This is a genomic window from Spirosoma profusum (assembly GCF_014699005.1).
GTDB classification, from domain to species: Bacteria; Bacteroidota; Bacteroidia; order Cytophagales; family Spirosomataceae; genus Spirosoma; species Spirosoma profusum.
The window spans coordinates 1-25071 of record NZ_JACWZY010000027.1; the positions used below are offsets into that span (position 1 = coordinate 1).

Genomic DNA, 25071 nt, shown 5'->3' on the forward strand with positions numbered 1-25071 from the left:
CACGACCTTTTGCTGTTCCAACTACGTCAACGAAGTCAGCTTCAACAAATATGTCGGCTACCGTGAGGGTTTCGCCCAGATTCAGCTCTTGCTCGAATTCTTTGAATTCAACCAGTTTGCGTTTAGGCGTAGTACCGGCCTTTTTGAAGTGGCCCAACTCCGGCTTGTTGCTGTGCTTTTCATTCTTTTCGCCATAACCCAGTTGCACAGCTTTGTAGCCATCTTTCTCGACGCTACGAACTTGTGTTACGACACAGGGACCCGTTTCAATCACTGTACATGCCAGAGCCTGCCCGTCCGCATTGTACACGCTGGTCATCCCGATTTTCTTGCCAATTAAACCAGACATTTGTGTTTGTTTAAAGTAAGCAGGTAAAAAAAAGGTACTTATTTCCAACCCAGACCTGCTGTCTGAATCGGGCCGCAAAAGTAGGAAATCTTTCGGACGATTCCTATATCTGCTTTACAATCAGACTCGAAAACAACATAAAAAAAGGTCGGGCGCGCTGCACCTGACCTTTCGTAGACAAACAATACCTTACTAATACAAGGCTTGTTTGCCAAAAGTCAGATGTGGTTTCCGCAGCAGCAGACCTTCACCCTCGTATGTCGTTAACTCGCGTTCCGAGTTTGGGAGTGCAAAATTAGAGAATTCTCGACAGAAATGAAAATTTTATTTTGAAGAAGTTTTTCTTTGTCATGCTGACGGAGGAAGCATCTTAAATTTTCCTTATTTGAGCATTAAGTAGCTTTAACATGCTTCCTTCGTCAGCATGACAAAAGTTACTCATTTTTGAATGTTTGAGCAGCTTTAAATCTATCCTATCCGCTCAATAATGGTTGCCACACCCATTCCACCCCCAACGCAGAGCGTAACCAAGCCAAATTGTTTATCTGATCGCTCCAGTTCGTCAATCAACGTAGCAGATAGGATAGCACCGGTTGCGCCCAACGGATGACCTAGTGCAATAGAGCCGCCATTTACGTTCAACTGACTGTGATCTACACCGAACTCATCCATAAATAATATAGGTACCGCTGCAAATGCTTCGTTTACTTCAAACAAATCGATGTCAGAAATTTGCATACCAGCCCGCTTAAGCACTTTTTTCGTAGCGGGAATAGGCCCTGTAAGCATAATGGTAGGTTCTGAACCGACCATTGCAAACGCTTTGATGCGAGCGCGAGGTTTCAACCCTGTTTTTTCGCCAAACTCTTTGTTGCCAATTAATATAGCTGCGGCACCATCGACAATCTGCGATGAATTGCCAGCGTGGTGAACGTGGTTAATAGCCCCAAACTGGGCGTATTTCAGTAAAGCAAGTCCATCTAAACCCATTTTTCCCATCGCTTCAAATGCGGGTTTGAGTTTACTAAGGCTTTCAACGGTAGTACCGGGCCGAACGCCTTCGTCACGATCAAGCAACGTAACGCCGAGGTCATCGAGTGCTGGTATAAGTGTGCGCTGGAAACGTTGATTAGTCTGTGCGTCGACGGCCCGACGGTAGGATTCAGCGGCAAAACGGTCTACGTCCGAGCGAGAGTAGCCGTATTTAGTCGCAATAAGGTCAGCGGAAATTCCCTGTGGCACGATGTTGTGACGGGCGACAATCTGCGGATTCATAAATAATACACCACCATCAGAGCCCATCGGTACCCTCGACATTGATTCCACCCCACCAGCTACAATCGCATCGACCTGCCCCGACATTAGGTAGGCACTAGCCATGTTAATAGCTTCCAGCCCCGACGAGCAAAATCGATTCAGTTGAACACCCGCCACTGATTCAGCGTAACCAGCTTCAATTGCCGCCGTACGAGCAATGTCAGCGCCCTGTTCGCCGATGGGCGTAACACAGCCCATTATTACGTCATCTATGAGCGACGTATCAAATTCGTTGCGATCGCGTAGGGAACGTAGCACGCTGGTGAGTAGCTGAATTGGCTGTACGTCGTGGAGAGCACCATCGCTTTTCCCACGCCCTCGGGGTGTTCGCACGGCATCATATATTAATGCTTCTTGCATGATCAAGGAATTAGGATTCTTTTCTTTGAACTCAAATGTGAGGGAGATAAAACTAAGAGTAAAGAGTTTGGGTTAATTTTCTCTACTGAAATGCAAAAGCGGATGAACTTCTACGTTCATCCGCTTTTTGAGTAATGCGGACAAAATGTCCGCATTACGTTAATTTTAATTCAATACGCCCATTCTTCCCGCTTGGAAGTCATTGAAAGCTTCAATCAACTCTTCTCGGCTATTCATCACAAAAGGCCCGTAAGCGGCCAAAGGCTCCAGAATGGCTTCACCAGCCAAAATCAGCAGTTTAGCAGCGATTGTGGTTGAAATTGATACGGAATCACCGTCAGCATTCAGTAGCGCAATTTGTCCTCGATTCAGTTTTTCGCCAAGCAGGGTTGCTGAACCAGCCAGTACGTATATCATTGCATTGTTATCAGCCGGAATCGAAAGCGTTTCGGTTTGATTTTCGGTTAAAGTCAAATCAGCCACGACAACTGGGCTGAATGTATTAGCCGGGCCTTTACTTCCATTCAATTCGCCAGCTATCACCCGTAACTGACCGCCACCTGGTAATATCGTTGTCGGAATTCTTGACGAAGCAATATCCTGATAACGGGGTGGCTTCATTTTGTCTTTTGCAGGCAAATTCACCCAAAGCTGTACAAAATCCAGTTGACCGCCCCGGCGCGAAAATTCCTTTTCGTGTTTCTCTTCGTGAATGATCCCGGATGCAGCCGTCATCCACTGGACATCGCCCGCGAAAAGTTTCCCATAGTTGCCTGCCGAATCACGGTGTTCTAGGGCACCTTCATAAACTATAGTTACGGTTTCAAATCCACGATGCGGGTGTTCATCGACACCTTTGGGCCGTTCAGACGGCTTCACCTGCATTGGACCATGATGATCCAGCAGTAAAAACGGATTGAACGGACGAGACCCTTGAGGGTGAAAAGAATTCAAACCAATAAAACCGTCGCCTACACTGTTAGGTGTTGCGTTACGTATTTCGGAGATAGTGCGTAGCGTGCCCATAATTCATGTATCTACATGTAATTTTTAAACGAATCAACGTAGCAGTAAGTTCATTTGAGCGTATTATATTGTCTATCAATACGTTCTCCTCAATTCTAAAAAAATAAACCTCACTGAAAAATTGTATTCGATGTCGCTATTACAGAAGAACTTGCTCTTCAGGACAGTAGAATGTGGTACGTCCACCTATAACTGATCGTTCGATACGTGTTTTACAGCGAGGGCAAAACTTGTGCGCTTCTACGTCGTCGTAAGGCGAATCGTCCCACTCACGAACGTGGATAAGGAAACCAATAGGGAAGTCGCGGTACGTTGCTTCGTAGCGAATAGCCGTTTCAAGTACAAACCGAAATGCGTCGTGCAACTGGCTCATTTGCTCATCTGCCAACGTATCGGCTCGTTGTTCGGGATGTATATATGCCTGAAACAAAACTTCGTCAACAATCCAGTTGCCCAACCCAGCCACTACGTTCTGGTCGAGCAGAACTGGTTTGATTAAGGCTTTTTTTCGGCGAACGCGCTCTGTCAATTCTTCTAACGTAATCGCTAAACCATCTTTGCCAATTTTCTTCCGTTGCAGGAACGTATCAATATCATCGATTAAACCAACCCGCTCGAACTTACGCGGACACAGAAAACCAAGGTTAAAGCCGTTTTCAAACTCAAATACAATCCGGGCAAACCGCGGCCGGTTGATCGAATTATGGTAATATTCCAGATCACCAGTCATGCCGAAATGCATGTGTACAATAACGTCCGGCTGGTCGGTTAGTACAAATAGATTCTTCCCAACTCGTTGTGTTCCGATAAACTGACGGTCAACTAACGTAGTGAGCAACGTAGCATAATTCGTGGTCAGCAGCTTATTGTCTTCAACGTCAATGTGGCTAATTGGCTGATAAAGAGAGGATGTTTCGAGGTATTGGCGTCTAATTTCGACCTCAGGTAGTTCTGGCATTCGTAACAGATATTTGAGCAATAACTATGTGTGGGTGCTGGTTGTTATTCTATTAGATTTAATCTAGCTGATGAATGGATTATCATTCGTGAAATTTAAAAATTTATTTTATGGTCTATATTATTGATAATCAATGGCGATTTTTGGGTCAGTTAGAGAGGTCAAAAAAAACCTTTTTTTAATCACATTAGTTCTTTGCTACAATACCACCGGTTTAACTAGCGTTCCGATAAATAGTACAAGTCATACTGTTCATTCAGGTAGACATATTATCACTTTACATTCACTATTAAAACGTTCAATGCAACAACCTCTACACAACCGCGAAAGCGGCTTATTTACAAGTTTGTGCATGTTAAATTGTTAAACTGAAAAATTGAAATGGAAAATAATTCGCAAAAACCAAAGACAAGTGGTGCTCTTCTAGCGGCTTTAATCATCATGACTGGTCTGGCCGGCGTATCAAGTTATCTATACTTCGATCAGAAGAAGGTTTCAGAAAATCAGGAAGTAACTATTTCCGAACGTGTTGAAGAACTTTCAACAACTCGCGTAAAACTAGATTCGATCTCGACAGCACTCGACGCTAAAATTGCCGAAGTTCAGAAATTGGGTGGCGACGTTACCGAGCTCACGAAAATGAAAGCTCAGTTAGAAGACGATAAAGCCGCTTTGAAAAGAGGCAATCGGGTTTCGATTGCCAAATACGAAGCTAAAATCAAGCAATACGAAGCGTTTCTGGTTGAAAAAGATACGCTTATCGCTAATCTTCAGCGCGAGAACGTAACACTGGCTACGAACGTAAAAACGCTGGATGAGGAAAATTCCACGCTGAAAGTAAAAGGTCAACAGTTCCGTGATTCAATCACAACGGTTGTAGCGGATGTGCAAACCAAGAACGAAGACCTGGCAAACAAAGTTACGCGGGCCTCTGCCTTGAAAGCACAGAACGTGAAAGTGTTTGCGGTTAACGCAAAGGGTAAAGTAAAAGAAGACGATTCGTATAAAGCAAAACGTCTTGACAAAATCAAACTGGTTTATACGCTGCTGGATAACCCGCTGACTAAAGAAGAACCAAAAGACGTATTCGTTCGGGTTCTTGACCCATCGGGCGCTGTAGTTTCGGATATGGCTAATGGTTCAGGAACGTTTACGGTTGATGGGAATGAAACCATTTACACCACCAAACAGACTGTAAACTACACCGCCAACGGACAAAATGTTGAATTGCTGTATAGCCGTGGTATTCCTTACAAACCAGGCAAATACACTGTAGAACTGTATTCAGAAGGTTTCCGGATCGGTTCTGGTGAGTTTGCAGTACGTTAATCCAACTGCATAAAATCTAAAAAGGGCGGCCTTTCCAATGAAGGGCCGCCCTTTTTGCTACGCTGTAAACCATACTACAGCGATACGTAATACGCTTATTCTTTGGAACCTGTAAAATTCAGGGAGTTCTGCGCATCGATTTGGTAATTCAGACGTAACAACTTTCCCTGTTTCTCCATGCCATTATTGGTAAATACCCGGTCGGTTTGTAACGTACCAATATCGGTGTTTCCTAATCGCAAGAGCACGCCATCGTTCTGACGAATGACAATTACATGGTTCAGCGATAAATTGACCCTGGAAGAAGCTTTTGTGTAGGTAATCGTTACGTTACTATCTGTCTCTGCCTTTATCTGGATGTAAGGCAACTGCCCGATTGGAGCCGCTACGTTGGAAGGGTCAAGAAAAAAGTTGGTTTGATACATACCATCCAGTTCTCCGGCCGTTGTCACGAGCGAAGGTTGGATATCACCTTCCTGCTGACAGGCCGACAACGTACCCAGAAAGGCACAGAACATCAGTTGTTTTTTCATACTACGCCGTCGGTTTGTTGATTAGACCCAACTGATGCTGAAACAGTTGGAGCCTTCTCAGCTTTTTTCTCACTTTCGTTCATATCAGGTTGCGCCAAATCGACCCAGACTTTCATCTCATTGAGCTGCATTGGCCCAAACTGGGTCGTAAATGCTACGTCGGCGGCATCACGCCCGTAAGCAACCGTAATCCGATTTCCACGCGGTTGCTCCTGCGTAGCATCGAACGTAAACCAGCGGCCATCTACATACGCTTCGAACCAGGCGTGCAAATCCATTGGATCGAGTTGGTACAAATACCCAACGACCATCCGGGCCGGAATATTCAATGACCGGCAGAGAGAAATTCCCAAGTGGGTAAAATCGCGGCAAACACCGACACGTTTACTGGCCGTATCGACCGCCGACGTACTGGCATCGCTGGTGCCGTATTCATACTTTATATTGGTATGAATCCATTTGCGAATGGCTTCTGCCTGATCGTAGCCTGGTTCTACTCCATCCGTAATCTGTTCAGCCAAATCACCCAACTGGTCAGATTGACAATAGCGACTTGGCAGCGTATAATGTAATACGTCGTCGGGAAGCTCCTGAACGGGCGTATAAGGCGCACCAGGTGAAACATCGATCAAATCAGCCGTCTGAACAGTTGCCGAAAAATGGATGGAAAAAGGGCCTTCGGGAGCCAGAACCCGTTGACACAGATTACCATAGAGGTCGGTAAATTCGGTGACGTTAACGGCGGGTGTAATCTGATATTCTTCGCGGATAATCCACTGTCCGGCGCCGGAGCGCGGACGTAGCATGAGCACTAAAGGAGTAGGACTCTGAACGTCGAACGTCAGTTCACAGCCAGCATTGAGTTGCATAGTTTATGAGTTATTGATGGCGATGATGGTTGTATCAATCCATTAACTCAACGAGAAACTATTGGTTGAAGTATTTGCCGTTTTTGCAGAAAAGTCCTTACTTTTTTACAATAACAAACTCAACCCGACGGTTTTGCTGGCGTCCATCTTCGGTATCGTTGGTTGTTATAGGCTTGGTTTCGCCAAATCCTTTACTGGCAACACGGTCGGGTTCAATACCCTTACTGATAAAATACTCCCGAACGGCATCGGCGCGATCTTGTGAAAGCTTATTATTGATTTCGTTCGATCCCGTGTTATCGGTATGCCCACGCACCTCAATCGTCATCTTGGGCGCTTCGTTCAACGTCGTTACCAAACGGTCAAGTTCTGGCCCTGACTCAGGCCGCAGTTCTGACTTACCTGTATCGAAGAAGATGTTATTGAGACGTACCACACTACCGGGTACGATAGGAACCATTTTCAGTTGTTTCCCTGTAATTTCCTGATAACCTTGAGTTTTGGTCAGATCGATATTATCACCCTCAGCAATAAAATCTTTGGCTACAGCGCGCATGGTGTATTTCTGTCCATAAGGCAGCACTATTTTATATTCTCCCGTAATCGGGTCTGAGGTAGCTTCGCCAGCTTCAGCGCCGTCGGGCAACGTCTGGTAGATAATCCGTGCTTCAACAGGTTTGCCCGTTACCTGGTCAATTACTTTACCACTGATCAGTGCAACCGGATCTGGGCGGGTAACGTCGTTATTTTTCGCTACGTCGTCACCGCTACCCACTTTGCTAGGTTCATTCGTTGGACGGTCATCACTGAGTTTAACACGCACAATGTCTCCTTTACCCAATGTATTTTTGAACGTAGTGAGATACGCGTAATCACCTGATGCCGACAGCGAGTAATAAGCATCATAGCCATCGGTATTGACTTTCGTACCCAGATTGGTCGGTTTCGACCAGTGTTTCCAGGTTTTGTCGACCCGTTTGCAAACGTAGATATCATTGCTACCCAAGCCACCTTCACGGTCGCTTGAGAAATATAACGTAGCACCGTCGGGAGCCAGAAAAGGAGTGGTCTCTGTAAATTTTGTATTTACCTCAGGGCCAAGATCCATCGGTTTTGTCCACGAGCCATCTTTCTGTCGGAAACTAACGTAGAGGTCATCCTCCTTACTATTTTTCTTCTCGCTGAAAGCCATTATAAGCACCTTTCCATCAGCCGACATAAATCCACAGTCAAACTGACCTTTGCTCATGTTAACGTAGCCAGGAATGTCTATTTTCTGGGGTGGCGACCAGCCATTAGCCGTTTTTTTACTGAATGAGAATCCACGTGTTTCATAATTTCCGTTGCTGTACTGCCCTTTGATGAGCATCGTATTACCATCTGGAGTAATGCTGTATGCGCAGTTGTATTCGTCTTTATTCAGCGGAAAACCCATACGCCGGGCCGGGCCCCATTTGCCACTCGCTACGTCGACATCAGAAAACCAAATGTCCTGACTGCCTTTAGCACCGTGTGTATTGTTCGGATGGCTAATGCGGGCGAAATATAACGTTTTCCCATCCGGCGCTATCATTGGGTTAATCTCATTGTATTCTGAATTAACCTGATTTCCAAGGTTTTCAACGCCTGGCTTAGTAACTATGGCGGAATCTGGACGGGGCAAATTTGGGCTGGTTATACTACCTAACTCAGGCTGCTTTACGGCCGTCGTCGCGTCAGGCTTAGACTGCGCACCGACTGTCAGAGAAAGCAGCGAAAAAATCAGGCTGGTAGCTATAGCACCATTCATATTCATACGGTAAGGCAACAGCGCGTGGAATTTTATGTATTAAACGAGGAAATGATTAAGTTTTGTATCAATAGCTTTGACCTCAAACTTCGACGTATTGTTTCGCTGTTACTATTACTCCGCAACATTCACGCCACCACACGCAGTTTTGCGAAGCTTAAAAGTAATACCTTCTCTCCTGCCGTTTCAAACTGGATAGTCGCTTTACGATCAGTGCCATTGATATCTACCTGTTTCACCGTACCAAAACCAAATTTAGCGTGTTCAACACGTTGGCCAGCAGCCAGTTCGGCCGTACTGGTAGGCGCAAAATCGGGCGAAGGCGTATGTGATGCGGCTGTCTGTGGATTCTGCGTACGTGCCGTTCGCTGCGCTAACGACCGGACAAACGACATAGAACCTGTCGATGTACTTTCGCTACGATCTCGTTCAGGCTTGTCGAAATCCATTCGGCTGGGTGCCGAACGTAGCTTCGATAGTTTCAGATACCGCTGATCCATTTCCATCAGGAAACGACTCGGTTCACACATTTTCAGTCGGCCATAATGATAACGGGTTTCGGCATATGACATTGTCAGTCGTTTTTCAGCACGAGTGATAGCAACGTAGAACAACCGGCGTTCTTCTTCCAGGTCATTACGGCTTTCGAGCATCATCTGGCTGGGGAATAGGTCTTCCTCCATACCGACAATGTGAATATTCTTGAATTCCAGCCCTTTAGCCGCGTGAATGGTCATCAACGTAACTTTATCGTTGTCACCGTCATCTTCTTTTTCATCAGCTGTGGTCAGCAGCGAAACTGACTGTAGAAACGCGCCGAGACTTTTTTCTTCGTTATCCGGATTATCGACAAACTCTTTGATGGCGTTCAGCAATTCCTGTACGTTCTCGTACCGGGCAAGCCCCTCTACTGTTTTATCTTCGTAAAGCTCTTTCAGCAGGCCCGATGCTTTGGCAATATGCGAGGCTACTTCAAACGCATCTTTCTGGTCGAGCAGGAGTTTAAAACTCTTGATCAAATCGGCAAAGGCTTCAATGGCAAGTGCCGCCCGACCCGTTACGTGCTTGTTTATCTCGGCAACAATTTCCCAGACAGAATCCTCCTTTTCAGCCGCAATCACGCTGATTTTAGCAACAGTAGTATCGCCAATACCTCGTTTTGGGAGATTAATGATACGTTTAAAAGCCTCTTCATCCTGCTGGTTCACGGTGAAGCGCAGGTAAGCGATCAAATCCTTGATTTCCTTACGTTGATAGAACGACAATCCACCAATGATCCGGTATTTGATACTCATTTTCCGCAAGGCTTCTTCAAAAGCCCGCGATTGCGCGTTGGTTCGATACAGAATGGCGAAGTCGTTATTAGGTAGCGACTCGTTCATTTTCGTCTCGAAAATGGCAGAAGCCACCAATCGACCTTCCTCGTTATCTGAGGAAGCTTTAATAACTTCAATCAGCGGCCCGTCTTCGTTATCCGTAAAAACATGCTTCTCCAACTGATTTTTATTCCGTGCAATAATCGAGTTGGCCGCTTCGACAATGTTTTTAGTTGAGCGATAATTCTGCTCCAGCTTCACGATTTTGACATTTTCCTTGCCGTAATCTCGCTGGAAATTCAGAATGTTTTCAATGTTGGCGCCCCGGAATGCATAAATACTCTGCGCATCGTCGCCCACCACGCAGATGTTCTCGTGAACAGCCGCCAGTTTGCGGGTAATTAAGTATTGTGATACGTTGGTATCCTGAAACTCATCGACCATTACGTGCTGAAACTTGTGCTGGTATTTGTTTAGAATGTCCAGATGATCACGAAACAATACGTTGGTGTTGAACAGCAAATCGTCGAAATCCATCGCATTGGCCGCAAAGCAACGTAGCGCATATTGCTTATAAATCTTGCCAATGTGCGGCATACGAGCCGATTCGTCATCAGCCTGGATGATGGGATTATTGAGGTAATCGTCTGGGCCAATCAGTCGGTTTTTAGCGCCCGAAATCCGTCCAAATACGTGGTTAACCCGATAAATTTTATCATCGAGCGCCATTTCTTTAATGATGCTACGTAGTAGTGATTTCGAATCGTCGGTATCGTAAATCGAGAAGTTGCTGCTATAACCAATAGCTTTGGCTTCGATACGTAGTATTTTGGCAAATACCGAGTGGAACGTACCCATCCAGATGTTCCGGGCTTCTGTTCCAACCACTTTTTCGATACGGTTACGCATCTCACCAGCGGCTTTGTTGGTGAACGTCAGCGCCAGAATCCGGAAGGGATCTACGCCGTTTTCGATTAAATAAGAAATTCGATACGTTAAAACGCGGGTTTTCCCGGAACCGGCTCCCGCAATAATCATCAGCGGACCATTTCCGTGCATCACGGCTTCCCGCTGGGGTTCATTTAAACCAGAAATATAATCAACCATTCAGCTCGTCTCTATCCTTCTATAACAATCAAAAGTACAAAATAATTTGGTTGGGATGGGCCGAAAAAAGAGGGGATTATCTAGTTACTAATGTAGCTTTATGATTGTGGCGTTGTTATAACATCGGGCCTAAATCGACCCCCATCAATTCAGAAAATGAAGAAGCTGTGGCCACTCCTCCATCGCCTTTACGGTAACGAAACCACTCGTGAGTATAATAATTATAAACGAATCCCTCAAGAATCCCATAGTCATCATCTTCTATCAGACGAATAATTTTCGTTAAGTCCCGCTTAGCCGTTCGGGGATGAGTTATTTCGATAACAATACGAGACAACTGGGCCTCATTATCAAACAAAAGTACGTCTGAAACTTGGTGACCCGGCCCTTCACCCAATGGAGTTTCAGGAAGGGGTTCGAGCGTAATGGCTTGCTTATGATAAAAAAGAACGCCTAGTTCAACGGTTAGTTTGCTAATAACACGCTGATGATCAAGCGGAGAGTTGGTACCGTCGTCGTGAACCAGAGAGAGCGAAGAATATGGTGTCTCGTACATACTAAGTTGAGCGCTATATTGAGTGCGTAATGTAATGAAAAAGAACACTTTAAAACAGTGAAGCATACAAACGCCGACTTTTTCTACATTATTGTGCAACATTCGTTAAATTCCTGCATCTTTCTTTCAGTTACAACCTAAACCACCCCGAGTTGCTGAATCTGTTGGACTCGAACCAAAACGCCGGACCTACGTACCCGGATCGCCATGCTGACCTCGTCAAACGCTGCCAACAGGGCGAGCGACGAGCGCAGTATGAGCTGTATCAGCAGTACGTGAAGGCGATGTATAACGTTTGTCTACGGATTCTAAATCATGAGGCCGAAGCGGAAGACGTTCTGCAAGAGGCTTTTATGGACGCGTTTACGCACATTGGGTCGTTTCGGGGGCAGAGTACGTTTGGGGCATGGCTCAAGCAGATTGTAGTTAATCGGGCGATCAACCATTTGCGGGGCCGACGGTTAGAGTTAGTAGATATGGAATCGCATCGGTTGGGCGAAGATGATGGCCCCGACTTTGCCGATACGGAGCCGTACGATGAAGAAGGTGTACAATTTGAGGTCGATCGGGTACGACAGGCCATGCAAAAGCTTCCAGAGGGGTATCGGGTCGTGCTATCGCTGTATCTGTTCGAAGGATACGACCACGAAGAAATTGGGCACGTCTTACACATCAGCGAAACAACATCACGAACACAATACTTACGAGGAAAAAAACGATTACTTGAATTACTAAACTAATGGTGAATGCATGAATCTATAAGTGAACGAATAAATCCTTGAAACAGGATCAGCCGTTGCATCAATGATTTGTGACTTCGCGTAGTAGATAGTACGTATGAAAAAAGATAATCTTGAACGCTTCGTCCGCGATAACCGGGAAGCATTCGACGACAAGGAACCTTCGGGTAACCTCTGGCGAAAAATTGAAGCTGGGCTGGATAATTCTGGCCACGATGGAGGGGCAGATGGCATTAATGGATTACCAAATCCAATTATGCCGTTCCGCCAGATTCATACCAATATAGGTCGTGCCGACCGTCGGTCGACTGGCTGGCTGGGAAGTCGACAAATCGGCTGGCCTATGCTCGACTGGCGGATAGCAGCTTCCATCGCCGTGTTGTTACTGGCAGGAGCATTTCTATACATGAATGGGCAGTACGGCGTTACCCATCAACCCGAAATTGTAGCATCTTATCCAACCTATGCCAAAGAGGTTGTTCACTACACAAAACTCATCGACGATAAGCGAACCGAGCTGAAACAAATGACTGAAGATAACCCTGCTTTGTATAAGGAATTCGCAACAGATCTCGACCGACTCGAAAATTCGTACCGTTCGCTTAAAGCCGATTTACCGCAAAACCCGAATCAGGAAGTTCTGATTCAGGCCATGATTCAGAATTTGCAACTTCAGATAAACCTGCTCAATGAGCAGCTCCGTGTTATCCAACGCATAAAACAGCAAACAAATGAAACTACTCCTGTATAGCCTGGTGCTCTGCCTGTGCCCACTCCTCATGAAGGCCGAAGAGCAAATAGGCATCGGCGATATAGAAAAGAAAAAGACCATAATCAAACTGTTTGATGTGGACCCTAGCGATAATCTGGTTGTCGATAATCAGTTTGGTCAGGTGTCGGTTGGGTTGTGGGACAAAAATGAGATTCGGATTCAGATTACGATTGTTGCTAATTCCGATTCCGAAGAAAAAGTACAGAATTTCGTAGATGCCGTTTCTATTGAAGAAAAACGAACAGGCAACCAGATTACGGTACGTACTAACTTCAGCCAGAGTTCAATATCAAACTGGAGTCTGGGTAAATGGAAAAATGGGAGCGAGCGTAACTTCGTAAAAATCAATTATGAAGTGATGATGCCCCGCCAGAACGCACTAACTGTTCGTAATAAATTTGGCAATACGAATATTCCAGCGTTCCAGGCTCCTCTCACCGTGTATAGCCGATACGGAAATTTTAAAGCCGATGAATTATCCAGCCGTCAGAATGATATTGACGTAGCATATGGAAAAGCTGATATCGGAAACCTAGGTCAGGGGAAAGTAGATGTAAAATACGGCGACCTCGCCTTGACCAAAGCCAACGTACTGATACTGACCAATAAATTCGGAAAAATGACCATTGGTGATGTTGGCAAGCTCGATGCTGATATCAACTATTCGGGTGCCAAAATCGGTACGTTACGTGAATCTGGAAAGATCAAGCTCGAATTTTCGGGAGGGTTTCGGATTGAACAGCTTCCCAAAACGGTCGAAAATGTAAATATTCAGGCGGCTTATTCGTCAGTAGCTTTACCTTTCGATGCGGATAATGACTGCGATTTCGACGTAACGGTAAGCTATGGAAACTTCAATTACCCATCTAGCTCGCCCATGCACTTCCGGTCACAGCCGGGTGATGGTGATAACAATCGGGGCGTTCGCCTGACTAAACAGTACGTCGGTAAAGTTGGCACTGGTTCAGGAACGAAAGTGCGCGTAGTATCGAAGTTCGGAAATGTGAATTTTAGGTAGTCAGAACCGGGATTTAGCTGATTGATGGATTAAAAAGTCAACATCTCAATCACATCCCTATACTCCGGAAATTCGGCCAGCAATACGTTCCGATCGGCCATTTCGAAATCAGCAAAGTCGAAACCAGGTGCTACTGTGCAACCTACCAGTGAGAACGTAGCATCAGCTAACGTAGCGTTTGGAGCTGGTTTGGAGCCGAACCAACAACCTGCTGGTACCACAGCCTGAAACACCTCCCCCTGCGCCAGATTATTCCCCAAACGTATCACCGTCAACGTAGCGTCGGGTGCGATGACGAAAATTTCCAGTGGCCTGCCCGCGTAGAAATGCCAGATTTCATCGGATTTGATACGGTGTAGAGCCGAAAAATGATGGCTTTCGAGCAGGAAATAAATAGCCGTTCCAAATGAACGCTCCCCACCAAACCGACTATGCAAAGCCGAAGCCGTCACCGTCTCGTCAGCACGATACGTCTCCGCAAAATAGCCACCTTCCGGGTGCGGTTGTAGGTTTAGCGCCTTCGTGTAATCAGCCGCAGTCATGGGTAATTTTTAAAGAGCGAAAGAATGAGTGAAAGAGCGCAGAAATCACTCGCTCTTTCACTCATTCTTTCGCTCTTTTATTGATTTGCCTGTACAACAATCGTAAATTCTTTGGCTTTGAGCGACGCACCGCCAATCAAACCGCCATCTACGTCGGGTTGAGCGAAGAGTTCGGCGGCATTTTTCTCATTGGCACTACCGCCGTATAGAATCGTGGTGTCCTGAGCTACTTCAACACCGAATTGGCTGGCAATGTGCTGACGGATTTCAAAATGCATATCCTGCGCCTGTGCTGATGAAGCCGTTAAGCCCGTTCCGATAGCCCAGATGGGTTCATAAGCAATCACTACGTTGGCAAACGATTCGGCAGACAGATGAAATAAACTTTCGGTGATCTGATTTTTCACGAAAGCAATGTAATCGCCGTTTTCACGCAGGTCGCGCGATTCGCCACAGCAAAAAATTGGTTTTACGCCATTTTCCAGCGCGATGTTCACTTTCTCGGCTAGTTGGGCGTTGGTTTCCTCAAAATATTGTCGCCGTTCGCTGTGGCCCAGAATAACGTATTGAACCCCAATAGAACGCAACATAGGAGCTGAGATTTCGCCTGTATATGCGCCTGACGCTTTTTCGTGACAGTTTTGAGCTCCTATTGAAATTCGTTCGTAGGCCAGAGTCGATTGCACCGCAATCGGCAAATACAGTGCTGGTGGACAAAGTACTACCTCCACTTGACCCGTGACTTCGTCGTTAATTAGCGCTATTACTTCCGACAGCAGCGTTTGAGCTTCTTCTGCCGTTTTATTCATTTTCCAATTACCAGCAACAATTTTTTTACGCATGAGAAATTAGTAAGGTGTTCGAAATCAAATTTTTAAGCTAACTTCGTTTGGGCGGACAGGGTCATTTCGGGGCGAAATTAGGGCTTTTCATCCGAACGATTTCTGCTGTTGGACTAAATTTTGCCAGTAGGTTAGTATATACATTCTACAGTTCTGAAATTGAGACAATTACTAAACTAACCCACATATAATGAGACAAAATGCATTATCTGATAAATACGCAAACGTTAAATAAGAAACTTGTGTTATTCGGTTAAAAAATGCGTAATTTCAATGCTACAATCGCTGATGGAGGATGAAGACGCTGGTATGGGTAATCGGACTTTTATGCACTTTTCTGACGGCGCAGGCAGATACTCCAAAAAAGACGCCTGACAAAGATCGTTACGGTTTTTATATTGCCAATAACCGTAACTGGACACGTATTCCGTTTCAACTTCACTCAAATCTTATTATTGTACCCGTTCGGATCAATGAATCCGATACGTTGCATTTTATTCTGGACACGGGTGTTAGTAATACCATTATTACTGATCCATCGGCTTTTCGTAAGCAATTACTGACTGTAGGGCGCAAAGTTAAACTGTCAGGCGCCGGTGAAGGTGGTAGCCTCACAGCCTCGGTTGCCATTGAAAACAGCTTGAGCATGGGCGGATTGCGAGCCGCTCACCATAATCTGGTTATTTTAGATGAGGACGTATTGAAATTGTCGGAGTACGTCGGTACGCCGGTACATGGCATTTTTGGCTACGAGATTTTTGCCAACTTCGTCGTAAACGTCGATTTTCAGCGCCGGGAACTTACAATTACCAAGCCTGAAAAATTCAAGTATCGGAAAGGTAAAGGCGACCGCTATCCAATTACGATTCAGAATACAAAAGCTTACACCGACGCCTTTTCAGTGTTCGATGGTGAAAAAACGATGCCGCTACGTGTGGTGTTGGATACTGGAGCTGGGCATGCCCTGCTTCTCGACCGGTCACGTAGCACAGCTGCTATGCCCCTGCCGACTAAAAATATCCGGGCACAATTAGGCCGTGGATTAAATGGCATTATCAACGGCTGCATGGGACGTATCCAGAAGGTTCGATTTGGGCGGTATGAGCTTGATAACATTCTGGCTTCGTTTCCCGATAGTATGGCTTTTGGCATGAAACTGATCGATATGCCTGAGCGTCAGGGCAATGTGGGCTGCGAACTGCTACGTCGGTTCAACGTTACGTTCAACTACCCCGATCAATACGTTGTGATGAAGCCTATCAAGCGGCTTATGCGCGAAAGCTTCGAACACGACATGAGTGGCATGGAGCTAAAGGCTAAAGGCGAGCACTATAAAAATTACTACGTTGATAAAGTCCTCGAAAATTCACCCGCTGAAATGGCTGGACTAGAAGAGGGCGACGAGCTAATGTTTGTCAATAACAACTCGGTTAATGACATGACAATCAGCGATATTTACAAAATTCTTCAGAAGGGCGAGGGTCGGGAAGTATCCTTATTAGTACGACGTAACGGTCGGCTCATCGTTGCCAGTTTCATCCTCAAACGACTTATTTAGATGGCAGAGGGGTTGGGGCATAGGGAATGGATTTTCCCCTATGCCCTTTGCTACTCAATCCATGCGTTCGAGTTTGAAACGAAACGTAGTGCCTTTATCGACCTTACTCATTACGGTTATTTTGGCTTTGTGAGCATTCAGGATGTGTTTTACAATAGCCAACCCGAGTCCAGTGCCGCCCCGGTCTTTGGAGCGGCTTTTTTCGACCCGGTAAAAGCGTTCGAAAATCCGGCTTAAGTGTTCGGGAGGAATACCAGGACCATCGTCACGTACTGATACCATTACGTGTTTTTTGTCTTCTTCCAGGCTGACCGTAACGCGCCCATTCTCATTGCCGTATTTCACCGCATTTTCAACTAAGTTGGTCATTACCTGATTGATACGTTGCGGATCGGCTTTTACCCATACAGGCCCCCCGGGAGACGATTTGAGCTGTAGCGATGTACGTTTTGCGTTAGCGACTTTTTCCAATTGTTCGAAGACCTCCTGCGTTACGTGCGTGAGGTTGATACGTTCGAAACTCATTTTCACCTCGCCAGTTTCTAACTGCGACAGCGCAACCAGGTCCTTCACGAGCGCATCCAGACCATCGAGACTGCGGGCGGCTTTCGCCAGAAATTTATCACGTACCTGTTCGTCGTCGATAGCGCCGTCGATAAGTGTATGAATGAAGCCCTGCGCGGCAAAAATGGGCGTTTTTAATTCATGTGATACGTCGGCCAGAAACTCCCGCCGAAACTGCTCCAGTCGCTTCAGTTCATCGATTTCCTTTTGCTTCCGGGCGACATACACAAAAATCTCATCGTTCAGTTTCTTAAACGGATTGCTATTTTTAATGATCGATTTTCGCGTAATGGTAAAGTCGCGGATACGTAGCTTATGGATGGTTTTATACATTTTGTTTACCTCGCGGAAAACGAGGAGTTCAATAGCATAAAACACCAGAAAAAACGAAATAACGAACGACGAAAGCCCCACCACAAATACCATCGCATTCGTAACGCCTTCCACAAACGTCAGAAACGTTATGGTAAGCGCCGAAATGAGACTGGCCAATAAAAGAGCAATAATGCGGGGACTGAGGGACATGGGGCAAAATTAATGAGCGAAAGCGTGAATGAGTGAAAGAGCAAATGGCTGACGCAACCTAATTTCGCTTTTTCACTCATTCACGCTTTTGCTCATTCAGTACCATCGGTAAACATATACCCTACACCCTTAAGAGTCCGGATATGGGTGTCGCCGATTTTTTCGCGGAGCTTACGAATGTGAACGTCGACGGTACGTTCGAGGACGTAAATATCGGCTCCCCAGATTTTCTGAAGCAATTCTTCGCGACTGCAAACTTTATTGGGGTGCTGAGCCAGAAAGAAAAGCAGTTCAAACTCTTTCTTGGGTAAAATCACCGACTTGTTATTCTGGGTAACTGAGTAATTCTTACGGTTGATGATTAAGTCGGCAATAGTAATCTGCTCACCGGGATCGGCTTTTTGCGCTTCACGCCGGAAAAGGGCGTTGATGCGACTCATCAACGCACGGGGCTTAATGGGCTTGGTCAGATAATCGTCGGCCCCTACGTCGAAAGCAGCCACTTCCGAATATTCTTCCGAACGTGCTGTCAGGTAGAGAATATAAGTTTGCCGGAGTTCTGGAATTTCGCGCAGTTGCCGACCCGTTTCGATGCCATCCATAAGAGGCATCATGATGTCGAGCAGGACCAATTCAGGTAAATATGTCCGGGCTATATCAACAGCTTTACGGCCATCCGTGGCGGTTTTTACATCGTATCCCTCTTTGATGAGGTTGTATTCCAGCAGTTCTACGATGTCGGCGTCGTCGTCGACGACTAAGATGCGATGTTGGGGTTGAGCAGCTTTAGCAGCACTCATACGAAGTGTAGTTGGTGAAAATGTCTTGGCTTATTAGTAAGTTGCCAGTACGTTGGTTGACACGAAGTTACGTGGCTTAGCCACAACGTTACCAATCAAGTATGCATCCTTAACAAAAACTTAATAACACTTCCAGAAAAAAGTCAGGTTGTTTCACGCTGAAAATGAGCCTATTTCTGGCATGTATTTTTCGAACAAGGTTGAAATAAACGAGTTGTTAATACTTCTTACAAGTAATCTATTGATTCAAAAACTGCCTCAATAACATCCAAAACACAGCTAAAGAAATACCCTCTTCACTCACTTCTATGAATCGTCACCTGTCAGAGGTTGTACTTCCCGCTTACGCAAAACTTGTTTGCGTATTGCTTTCATTGGTTATCATCGTTTACGGCCTTCATGCGCTCGAAGGCTTACTGGTACCTTTAGTTTTTGCTATCTTATTTTCGGTCTTACTGTTTCCATTGGCTCGTCGACTCGAAAACTGGAAGGTACCGCGCGTTATTTCCATCGTAATATGTCTGTTGCTAACCTTAACGGTGTTGACGGGATTGTTCTACGCCATTTCCATACAGATCAGCAGTTTTGTTGAAGTTGTTCCGAAATTCACGCAGCGCGGGAGGGAGTACATTAAAAGTTTACAAACCTTTGCCGACGAACGATTAAATATTGACCGACAACGCCAGATTGATGAAGTAGGCAAATACCTGGATCAGGCAATTTCCGAAGCAGGTAATATTATCACCAGTACGTTATTAACCACCACCAACATCATCAGTAACTTATTGTTGATACTCCTGTTTGCTTTCTTCTTCCTGTTATACCGCGATTTTTTTCGATCATTCTTTTACAAAGTTTTCAACGATACGCGCCGGTCAGTTATAGACACGATTATGTCGGGTATTTATAACGTAGTGAAAGATTACATGGCCGGTTTGGTGCTGGTTATTTTGATCATTGGTACGTTAATGACCGTTGGTCTACTGATTCTGGGTGTCGATTATGCGGTTTTCTTTGGTTTTTTTGGCGCCTGTCTAGTCTTAATACCCTATTTCGGACTTTCGCTTGGCTCGTTGATCCCGGCGGCTTATACACTTGTTACACAGGACAATCCGCTCAAAGCGCTGGGCGTTATTGGCGTGTTTCTGTTTGTACAGGCGCTGGAAGGTAATTTCATTACGCCCTACATTATTGGGTCAAAAGTGAGTATCAATCCGCTGGCGGTCATTATTGTGCTGATCATCTGGGAGAACGTCTGGGGCTTGGCCGGGCTGGTATTAGCCTTACCAATGACGGCCATCTTAAAAGTAATTTTCGACGCCCTCGATGAGTTCAAGCCATACGGGTTCCTGCTTGGCGAAGCCGAGAAACCGCGTCCACCTATCAAAAACCTTCAGGAGTTGGCCGAACAATTACCGAAACGGGTAAAAAAAGTAGGCAAAATAGAAGAGAAAACGTAGCACGTATCAGGCAGGAAATTCCTGAGGTAGTGCTACGTTGAAAAGATGGGTAAATGCATACGTTCATACACTTTTGATGTATGCTAATCAGTTTTTTGACTCGGTGTTACGTATGCCATTACTTGGAGTTGGCATACGTAACACCGAGTCAAAAAACTGCCAATCCTTAATCCTTCACAGCATGACACCTCAGGTTAATCGCCGGGATTTCCTGAAACAGAGTAGCGCGGCTGCACTCAGTATGGCTCTGTTTCCCAGCATGAAACGTAAAGTCGCGCCCAGCGACAAGGTACGTGTAGCGCATATCGGCATAAACGGTATGGGTACAAATCACCTGAACTGGTTTGCCAAACTACCCGAAGTAGACGTAGTGGGTTTATGTGATCTTGACCAGACTCATCTCGATAAAGCCCTTGCTACGTTAAAAGGAATCCACCCCGATACAACAGCGAAAACTTACAACGATTTCCGCTATCTCCTCGACCGTAACGACATCGACGCCATCACCTGCGCCACACCCGATCACTGGCACGCGCAAGTTGCGATTATGGCGTTTCAGGCCGGAAAGGATGTGTATGGTGAAAAACCGCTCTCCTACAGCGTTCGCGAAGGACAGAAAATGCTGAAGGCGCTCAACCGCTACGACCGGATTTTTCAATTAGGCACACAAATTCACGCGGGCGACAATTACCACAGAGTGGTCGAAATTATTCAGTCGGGAGCGATTGGGAAAGTGCATACGGTACGTCTCTGGAAAACCGGTTTCCCGCCCGTGCTTGGCCCGGCTAATTACCAGACACCCCCCGCTACGTTGAACTGGGATATGTGGCAGGGGCCCGCACCGGTTTCGCTTTATACGCCTGAACGTTGTCATTTCACGTATCGCTATTTTCTGGATTATTCGGGCGGGATATTTCAGGACTTCTGGTGCCACATTGCCGACGTAGTGTGGTGGTCGATCAACCCGACCGGCTTGAAACGAATAACGGCCAAAGGAGAAGCGCCCGAAGGTATTGGCGACGCCCCAAAATGGATCGACATCGATTACGAATTTGACGGATTAAAACTGCACTGGACCAGCACGCCACCCAACGTAGCAGGTGCCGAAAAGCGAGGTATCGGGGCTTATTTCGAAGGCGAAAAGGGTACGTTACTGTGCGATTACAATACCCGAGAAATCACGATCAATGGCGTGGTTATGAACGACGTAGCAGAGGTACCTATTACGCTACAGCGGTCGCCGGGGCACCAGCAGAATTTTATCGACTCGGTAAAATCGCGCAAACAACCTGAATCGAATCTGGCTTACGCCCGCCAAATGACGATGCCTATGCACCTCGGCCTGATTTCGTACCGATTGGGCCAATCGCTGGAGTGGAATCCCCGAAAAGAGAAATTCAGGCATAATTCGGAAGCAAACGCTATGCTCTCGCGGCCCTATCGAAAGGGGTGGAATTTGATCTAGATGATATAAAAACTGATTAATTTCAAGACACTTAGTCCGCTACGTAGTTATTTCTGAAAGTCTGTGTACAGGCCAGGCTGGAACGGTCCGCCGTAGCGGCTTGGCCCGGCTTGCTAATTTCTACGACCAAGCTCCAGCTTGGCCCATACAACTATGAGCGACCAATCGAAAAACCTCGACCAACGTAGCATTGATACCATCCGGCTCCTGTCGGTCGATGCAGTTCAAAAAGCGAATTCCGGCCACCCCGGATTACCTCTCGGTGCGGCTCCAATGGCCTACGTACTGTGGTCGCGCTTTTTGCGCTTCAATCCAAAAGATACCCACTGGCCCGACCGCGACCGGTTTATTCTATCGGCAGGACATGGTTCGGCACTGTTGTACAGCCTTTTGCACGTGTACGGTTATCCTCTCTCGCTCAATGATTTAAAGAAATTTCGCCAAATCGATTCGATAACACCGGGACATCCTGAATCACACCTGACCGAAGGCATTGAAGTAACAACAGGGCCGCTTGGTCAGGGATTTGCTAATGGCGTGGGAATGGCAATGGCTGAAGCGTTTCTGGCTGCTACGTATAATAAGGAAGGACATAACATAGTCGATCACTACACGTATTCAATTGTCAGTGATGGTGATTTAATGGAAGGGATTGCGTCGGAAGCGGCTTCGCTGGCCGGGCACCTCAAACTAGGGAAACTGATTTATTTATACGACGATAATCTGATTTCGCTGGATGGCCCAACCAACCTGGCTTTCACCGAAGATCGAATGGCTCGCTTTGATGCTTATGGCTGGCACACCCAACACGTAGCTGATGGTAACGATCTTAACGCAATAGAAAAGGCCATTCGGGCGGCACAGGACGAAACCGAACGGCCATCCATTATTGCTGTACGTACCATTATCGGGTATGGAAGTCCGCAGGAAGGCACCAGTAAAGTACACGGCAGCCCGCTCGGGGAAGAAAACGTTCGCAAAACGAAAGAGTTTTTCGGCTTTGACCCCGACAAATCTTTTGTTGTTCCCGACGACGTAAAGGAACATTTGCATGAACTCGGTAAGCGCGGAGCCGAAACGCAGGCCGACTGGAAAAAGCGATTTGCTACGTATGCCGAACAATTTCCGGCCGAAGCTGCTACGTTCAACCACTCATTTTCCGGGAAGTTGCCAACCGATTGGGCCGATGACCTGCCTACATTCAAGCCAGAAGATGGGCCACTCGCGACACGACAGGCATCGGGAAAAGCGCTGACTGCTTTGAAGCAACGTATTCCGTTTTTGTTCGGCGGTTCGGCGGATTTGGCGTCCTCGAACGATATGCCAACTAAGGGAGATGTCAGTTTCCAGCCGGGGCATTACGAAAATTCGAACATCTGGTTCGGTGTGCGCGAACACGCAATGGGGGCTGCCATAAACGGCATGGCGCAGCACGAAGGTGTGCACCCCTACTGTGGTACGTTCCTGAATTTCTCCGATTACATGCGTGGCGCCATTCGCCTGACTGCTCTGGCGGAATCACCTGCTACGTTCGTTTTCACGCATGACAGTATCGGTTTGGGCGAAGATGGCCCGACGCACCAACCTGTCGAACAAGTGGTTTCGCTACGTACCGTTCCTAATCTGATTGTGATACGTCCGGCCGATGCCAATGAAACCGTAGAAGCCTGGCGGGTAGCCATGCAGCAACCCAGAAGTCCGGTTGCGCTGATTTTAGGCCGTCAGAAATTACCAGTCATAGACCAGACTAAATATGGCTCGGCGAAAGGACTTGAGAAAGGCGCCTACATTCTGAGCGAAGCCGACGGAGACCCTGAACTCATTCTGATTGCCACTGGCTCAGAAGTGTCACTTGTGTTGGAAGCACAAACTGAACTCAAAAAACAAGACATTGCCGCCCGCGTAGTTAGTATGCCATCGTGGGAGTTGTTTGATCAACAGAGTACGGCCTATAAACACAAAGTGTTACCTCCCAGCATTCGGAAGCGGCTGGCTGTGGAAGCGGGTTCGCCCCTCGGCTGGCATCAGTACGTAACAGACGAAGGTTTTGTAATAGGATTGAATCGATTCGGCTTATCCGGTCCCGGCGAAGAGGTAATGGCTTACTTCGGTTTCACCGTTGAGAACGTGGTAAAACAGGCCAAAAGCGTTTTGAAAGGCGTTAGTAGTGAGTAACTATGGCTAAGTCACCGGACCGCTGACGAAAAAAGTTGTGATACAGACCGGGCCGCCGGAGCGGATGCACAGAGGATAAGTGAGCTACGTAGAGAATTAGTCTTTGTGTAGCTCACTTATCCTCTGTTTGTCCAATTTTACCTGACGGTGTACAGCATATTGGCTATGGTTTCCAGTAACCGACTATTCTATGTAGGTATAGAGTAACCTGGAGAGGAAATTGTATATTTACAGGCTATAAATAATGTATTGTCAACTCTGCAAACGGTCGAATTAGTGTCCACATAGAATGGGTGATTTACCAAATAATGAGCGTTCGTTAGCTGAAAATAACCGAGCAATTGCCACAGGGAAGGCGAAATTCATTGTATTGAGTGAAGTGATTATTGATAAAATAAAACAGGGGGAATTACAACCCGGCGACCAGATTCCGTCAGAAAACGAGCTTATCAAAACCTTCAACATAAGCAATACCACCGCCCGGAAAACGCTGCTCGAAATTGAATCGAAAGGGTGGGCTCGACGCATTAAAGGTAAAGGTACGTACGTATTGAACCGTACGGAAGACCATCATCTGCTACGTACACTAGGCTCGATTTACGCCACCCGGCGCGGCTTTCACGATAGCCTGATTGCGGAGGGATTCACGCCCAAGAATATTGTTCTGGAGAAAACCGTTTTGCCAGATGGAATTTCGTCTGAAATTAACGGCCGCCATTTTATTATTGAAGGGCCGGTGTTGAAATTGCACCAACTTCGCTACGCTGATGAGCTTCTGATCAAAGACGAAGTCAAGTACATCTCCCTGACGATGTGTCCGAAAATCAACCGGATACCAACGGAAGTTTCCTATTTTAAAGTTTACGAAAATACGTATCACCTGAAAATTGCGGAGGTACAACAAACGCTGAGTGTAAAAATTCTGGAGCCAAACACTACCAATTTTGACCTCAGCAAACCAACGCCCGTTTTTGTGTTGGATAGTGCTGTAATCTGCACAGGTGATAAAATCGTTGAAATTGAGCAGTCGTACTATCACGGCGACAAATACAAATTCGCCGTTATCGCCAACCCTGAACACGCTCAACGGGAGAAGTAATA

At 46.3% G+C, this 25071-nt stretch carries 21 protein-coding genes and 1 pseudogene; 9 read left to right on the forward strand and 13 right to left on the reverse strand.

Annotated elements, in window-relative coordinates:
* From IC229_RS25340 to IC229_RS25355, 4 genes and pseudogenes are all read right to left on the reverse strand, one after another.
* Nucleotides 1-349: pseudogene (locus IC229_RS25340) on the reverse strand (50S ribosomal protein L3); the annotation flags it as partial.
* A 468-nt stretch (nt 350-817) separates the two neighbouring features.
* Nucleotides 818-2026: an acetyl-CoA C-acetyltransferase gene (locus IC229_RS25345; protein WP_190890202.1), complete on the reverse strand. Its 1209-nt coding sequence runs from the start codon at nt 2024-2026 to the stop codon at nt 818-820.
* Nucleotides 2027-2191: 165 nt separating this feature from the next.
* Entirely contained in the window at nt 2192-3052 is an 861-nt protein-coding gene (locus IC229_RS25350; protein ID WP_190890204.1) for a pirin family protein, read from the reverse strand.
* Between the two features lie 139 nt (nt 3053-3191).
* On the reverse strand, nt 3192-4010 hold the full coding sequence (locus tag IC229_RS25355; RefSeq protein WP_190890206.1) for an Fpg/Nei family DNA glycosylase: 819 nt from the start codon (nt 4008-4010) through the stop codon (nt 3192-3194).
* 381 nt (nt 4011-4391) lie between these two features.
* On the opposite strand from IC229_RS25355, the gene IC229_RS25360 reads away from it, so the two are divergent.
* Entirely contained in the window at nt 4392-5339 is a 948-nt protein-coding gene (locus IC229_RS25360; protein ID WP_190890208.1) for a hypothetical protein, read from the forward strand.
* Between the two features lie 95 nt (nt 5340-5434).
* Here IC229_RS25360 and IC229_RS25365 read toward each other — a convergent pair whose 3' ends face one another.
* The 5 genes from IC229_RS25365 to IC229_RS25385 all read right to left on the reverse strand — a co-directional run bounded on the left by IC229_RS25365 (nt 5435) and on the right by IC229_RS25385 (nt 11509).
* Entirely contained in the window at nt 5435-5872 is a 438-nt protein-coding gene (locus tag IC229_RS25365; protein WP_190890209.1) for a hypothetical protein, read from the reverse strand.
* Nucleotides 5869-6741, reverse strand: coding sequence for a transglutaminase domain-containing protein (locus IC229_RS25370; protein ID WP_190890211.1), 873 nt, complete (start codon nt 6739-6741; stop codon nt 5869-5871). The genes IC229_RS25365 and IC229_RS25370 overlap by 4 nt, the downstream gene beginning before the upstream one ends.
* 97 nt (nt 6742-6838) lie before the next feature.
* Nucleotides 6839-8536: an OmpA family protein gene (locus tag IC229_RS25375; RefSeq protein ID WP_190890213.1), complete on the reverse strand. Its 1698-nt coding sequence runs from the start codon at nt 8534-8536 to the stop codon at nt 6839-6841.
* A 122-nt stretch (nt 8537-8658) separates the two neighbouring features.
* Nucleotides 8659-10953 (reverse strand): ATP-dependent helicase, encoded by a 2295-nt coding sequence (locus IC229_RS25380; protein ID WP_190890215.1) that lies wholly within the window; start codon nt 10951-10953, stop codon nt 8659-8661.
* A 115-nt stretch (nt 10954-11068) separates the two neighbouring features.
* Nucleotides 11069-11509 (reverse strand): hypothetical protein, encoded by a 441-nt coding sequence (locus tag IC229_RS25385; RefSeq protein ID WP_190890217.1) that lies wholly within the window; start codon nt 11507-11509, stop codon nt 11069-11071.
* Nucleotides 11510-11673: 164 nt separating this feature from the next.
* On the opposite strand from IC229_RS25385, the gene IC229_RS25390 reads away from it, so the two are divergent.
* The 3 genes from IC229_RS25390 (at nt 11674) to IC229_RS25400 (ending at nt 14039) form a co-directional block, all read left to right on the forward strand.
* The gene (locus tag IC229_RS25390; protein WP_190890219.1) at nt 11674-12249 is read left to right on the forward strand and encodes an RNA polymerase sigma factor; all 576 of its coding nucleotides are present in this window, start codon (nt 11674-11676) and stop codon (nt 12247-12249) included.
* Nucleotides 12250-12346: 97 nt separating this feature from the next.
* Nucleotides 12347-13000: a hypothetical protein gene (locus IC229_RS25395; RefSeq protein ID WP_190890221.1), complete on the forward strand. Its 654-nt coding sequence runs from the start codon at nt 12347-12349 to the stop codon at nt 12998-13000.
* Nucleotides 12981-14039, forward strand: a complete 1059-nt coding sequence (locus IC229_RS25400) for a DUF4097 family beta strand repeat-containing protein (RefSeq protein ID WP_190890222.1) — start codon at nt 12981-12983, stop codon at nt 14037-14039. The genes IC229_RS25395 and IC229_RS25400 overlap by 20 nt, the downstream gene beginning before the upstream one ends.
* A gap of 29 nt (nt 14040-14068) precedes the next feature.
* Here the strand turns inward: IC229_RS25400 and IC229_RS25405 are convergent, their stop codons facing one another.
* A complete protein-coding gene (locus tag IC229_RS25405) occupies nt 14069-14581 on the reverse strand; it encodes a cupin domain-containing protein (protein WP_190890224.1) in 513 nt (170 codons plus the stop codon).
* 77 nt (nt 14582-14658) lie between these two features.
* Nucleotides 14659-15423: a triose-phosphate isomerase gene (gene tpiA, locus IC229_RS25410; RefSeq protein WP_190890226.1), complete on the reverse strand. Its 765-nt coding sequence runs from the start codon at nt 15421-15423 to the stop codon at nt 14659-14661.
* Nucleotides 15424-15718: 295 nt separating this feature from the next.
* Between tpiA and IC229_RS25415 the strand changes: the two genes are divergently transcribed.
* The gene (locus IC229_RS25415) at nt 15719-16981 is read left to right on the forward strand and encodes an aspartyl protease family protein (protein ID WP_190890227.1); all 1263 of its coding nucleotides are present in this window, start codon (nt 15719-15721) and stop codon (nt 16979-16981) included.
* A gap of 54 nt (nt 16982-17035) precedes the next feature.
* On the opposite strand, the gene IC229_RS25420 is transcribed toward IC229_RS25415, so the two are convergent.
* Nucleotides 17036-18070 (reverse strand): sensor histidine kinase, encoded by a 1035-nt coding sequence (locus IC229_RS25420; RefSeq protein WP_190890229.1) that lies wholly within the window; start codon nt 18068-18070, stop codon nt 17036-17038.
* Nucleotides 18071-18162: 92 nt separating this feature from the next.
* Nucleotides 18163-18870, reverse strand: coding sequence for a response regulator transcription factor (locus tag IC229_RS25425; RefSeq protein WP_190890231.1), 708 nt, complete (start codon nt 18868-18870; stop codon nt 18163-18165).
* Between the two features lie 308 nt (nt 18871-19178).
* Between IC229_RS25425 and IC229_RS25430 the strand changes: the two genes are divergently transcribed.
* The 4 genes from IC229_RS25430 to IC229_RS25445 all read left to right on the forward strand — a co-directional run bounded on the left by IC229_RS25430 (nt 19179) and on the right by IC229_RS25445 (nt 25069).
* Nucleotides 19179-20330 carry an AI-2E family transporter gene (locus IC229_RS25430; RefSeq protein WP_190890233.1) on the forward strand — a complete coding sequence of 384 codons (1152 nt, stop codon included), beginning with the start codon at nt 19179-19181 and terminating at the stop codon, nt 20328-20330.
* 181 nt (nt 20331-20511) lie between these two features.
* A complete protein-coding gene (locus IC229_RS25435; RefSeq protein ID WP_190890235.1) occupies nt 20512-21795 on the forward strand; it encodes a Gfo/Idh/MocA family protein in 1284 nt (427 codons plus the stop codon).
* A gap of 153 nt (nt 21796-21948) precedes the next feature.
* The gene (gene tkt, locus IC229_RS25440; RefSeq protein WP_190890236.1) at nt 21949-23970 is read left to right on the forward strand and encodes a transketolase; all 2022 of its coding nucleotides are present in this window, start codon (nt 21949-21951) and stop codon (nt 23968-23970) included.
* A 289-nt stretch (nt 23971-24259) separates the two neighbouring features.
* On the forward strand, nt 24260-25069 hold the full coding sequence (locus IC229_RS25445; protein ID WP_223834191.1) for a GntR family transcriptional regulator: 810 nt from the start codon (nt 24260-24262) through the stop codon (nt 25067-25069).
* Nucleotides 25070-25071: the final 2 nt, after the last annotated feature.

Bases quoted from the DNA above. Each gene is read 5' to 3' on its own strand.
- IC229_RS25445 (WP_223834191.1), top strand. From the start codon at position 24,260: ATGGGTGATTTACCAAATAATGAGCGTTCGTTAGCTGAAAATAACCGA.
- IC229_RS25345 (WP_190890202.1), bottom strand. From the start codon at position 2,026: ATGCAAGAAGCATTAATATATGATGCCGTGCGAACACCCCGAGGGCGT.
- IC229_RS25435 (WP_190890235.1), top strand. From the start codon at position 20,512: ATGACACCTCAGGTTAATCGCCGGGATTTCCTGAAACAGAGTAGCGCG.
- IC229_RS25365 (WP_190890209.1), bottom strand. From the start codon at position 5,872: ATGAAAAAACAACTGATGTTCTGTGCCTTTCTGGGTACGTTGTCGGCC.
- IC229_RS25420 (WP_190890229.1), bottom strand. From the start codon at position 18,070: ATGTCCCTCAGTCCCCGCATTATTGCTCTTTTATTGGCCAGTCTCATT.
- IC229_RS25415 (WP_190890227.1), top strand. From the start codon at position 15,719: ATGAAGACGCTGGTATGGGTAATCGGACTTTTATGCACTTTTCTGACG.
- IC229_RS25400 (WP_190890222.1), top strand. From the start codon at position 12,981: ATGAAACTACTCCTGTATAGCCTGGTGCTCTGCCTGTGCCCACTCCTC.
- IC229_RS25395 (WP_190890221.1), top strand. From the start codon at position 12,347: ATGAAAAAAGATAATCTTGAACGCTTCGTCCGCGATAACCGGGAAGCA.
- IC229_RS25430 (WP_190890233.1), top strand. From the start codon at position 19,179: ATGAATCGTCACCTGTCAGAGGTTGTACTTCCCGCTTACGCAAAACTT.
- IC229_RS25350 (WP_190890204.1), bottom strand. From the start codon at position 3,052: ATGGGCACGCTACGCACTATCTCCGAAATACGTAACGCAACACCTAAC.
- tpiA (WP_190890226.1), bottom strand. From the start codon at position 15,423: ATGCGTAAAAAAATTGTTGCTGGTAATTGGAAAATGAATAAAACGGCA.
- IC229_RS25425 (WP_190890231.1), bottom strand. From the start codon at position 18,870: ATGAGTGCTGCTAAAGCTGCTCAACCCCAACATCGCATCTTAGTCGTC.
- IC229_RS25370 (WP_190890211.1), bottom strand. From the start codon at position 6,741: ATGCAACTCAATGCTGGCTGTGAACTGACGTTCGACGTTCAGAGTCCT.
- IC229_RS25385 (WP_190890217.1), bottom strand. From the start codon at position 11,509: ATGTACGAGACACCATATTCTTCGCTCTCTCTGGTTCACGACGACGGT.
- IC229_RS25355 (WP_190890206.1), bottom strand. From the start codon at position 4,010: ATGCCAGAACTACCTGAGGTCGAAATTAGACGCCAATACCTCGAAACA.
- IC229_RS25375 (WP_190890213.1), bottom strand. From the start codon at position 8,536: ATGAATATGAATGGTGCTATAGCTACCAGCCTGATTTTTTCGCTGCTT.
- IC229_RS25380 (WP_190890215.1), bottom strand. From the start codon at position 10,953: ATGGTTGATTATATTTCTGGTTTAAATGAACCCCAGCGGGAAGCCGTG.
- IC229_RS25360 (WP_190890208.1), top strand. From the start codon at position 4,392: ATGGAAAATAATTCGCAAAAACCAAAGACAAGTGGTGCTCTTCTAGCG.
- tkt (WP_190890236.1), top strand. From the start codon at position 21,949: ATGAGCGACCAATCGAAAAACCTCGACCAACGTAGCATTGATACCATC.
- IC229_RS25405 (WP_190890224.1), bottom strand. From the start codon at position 14,581: ATGACTGCGGCTGATTACACGAAGGCGCTAAACCTACAACCGCACCCG.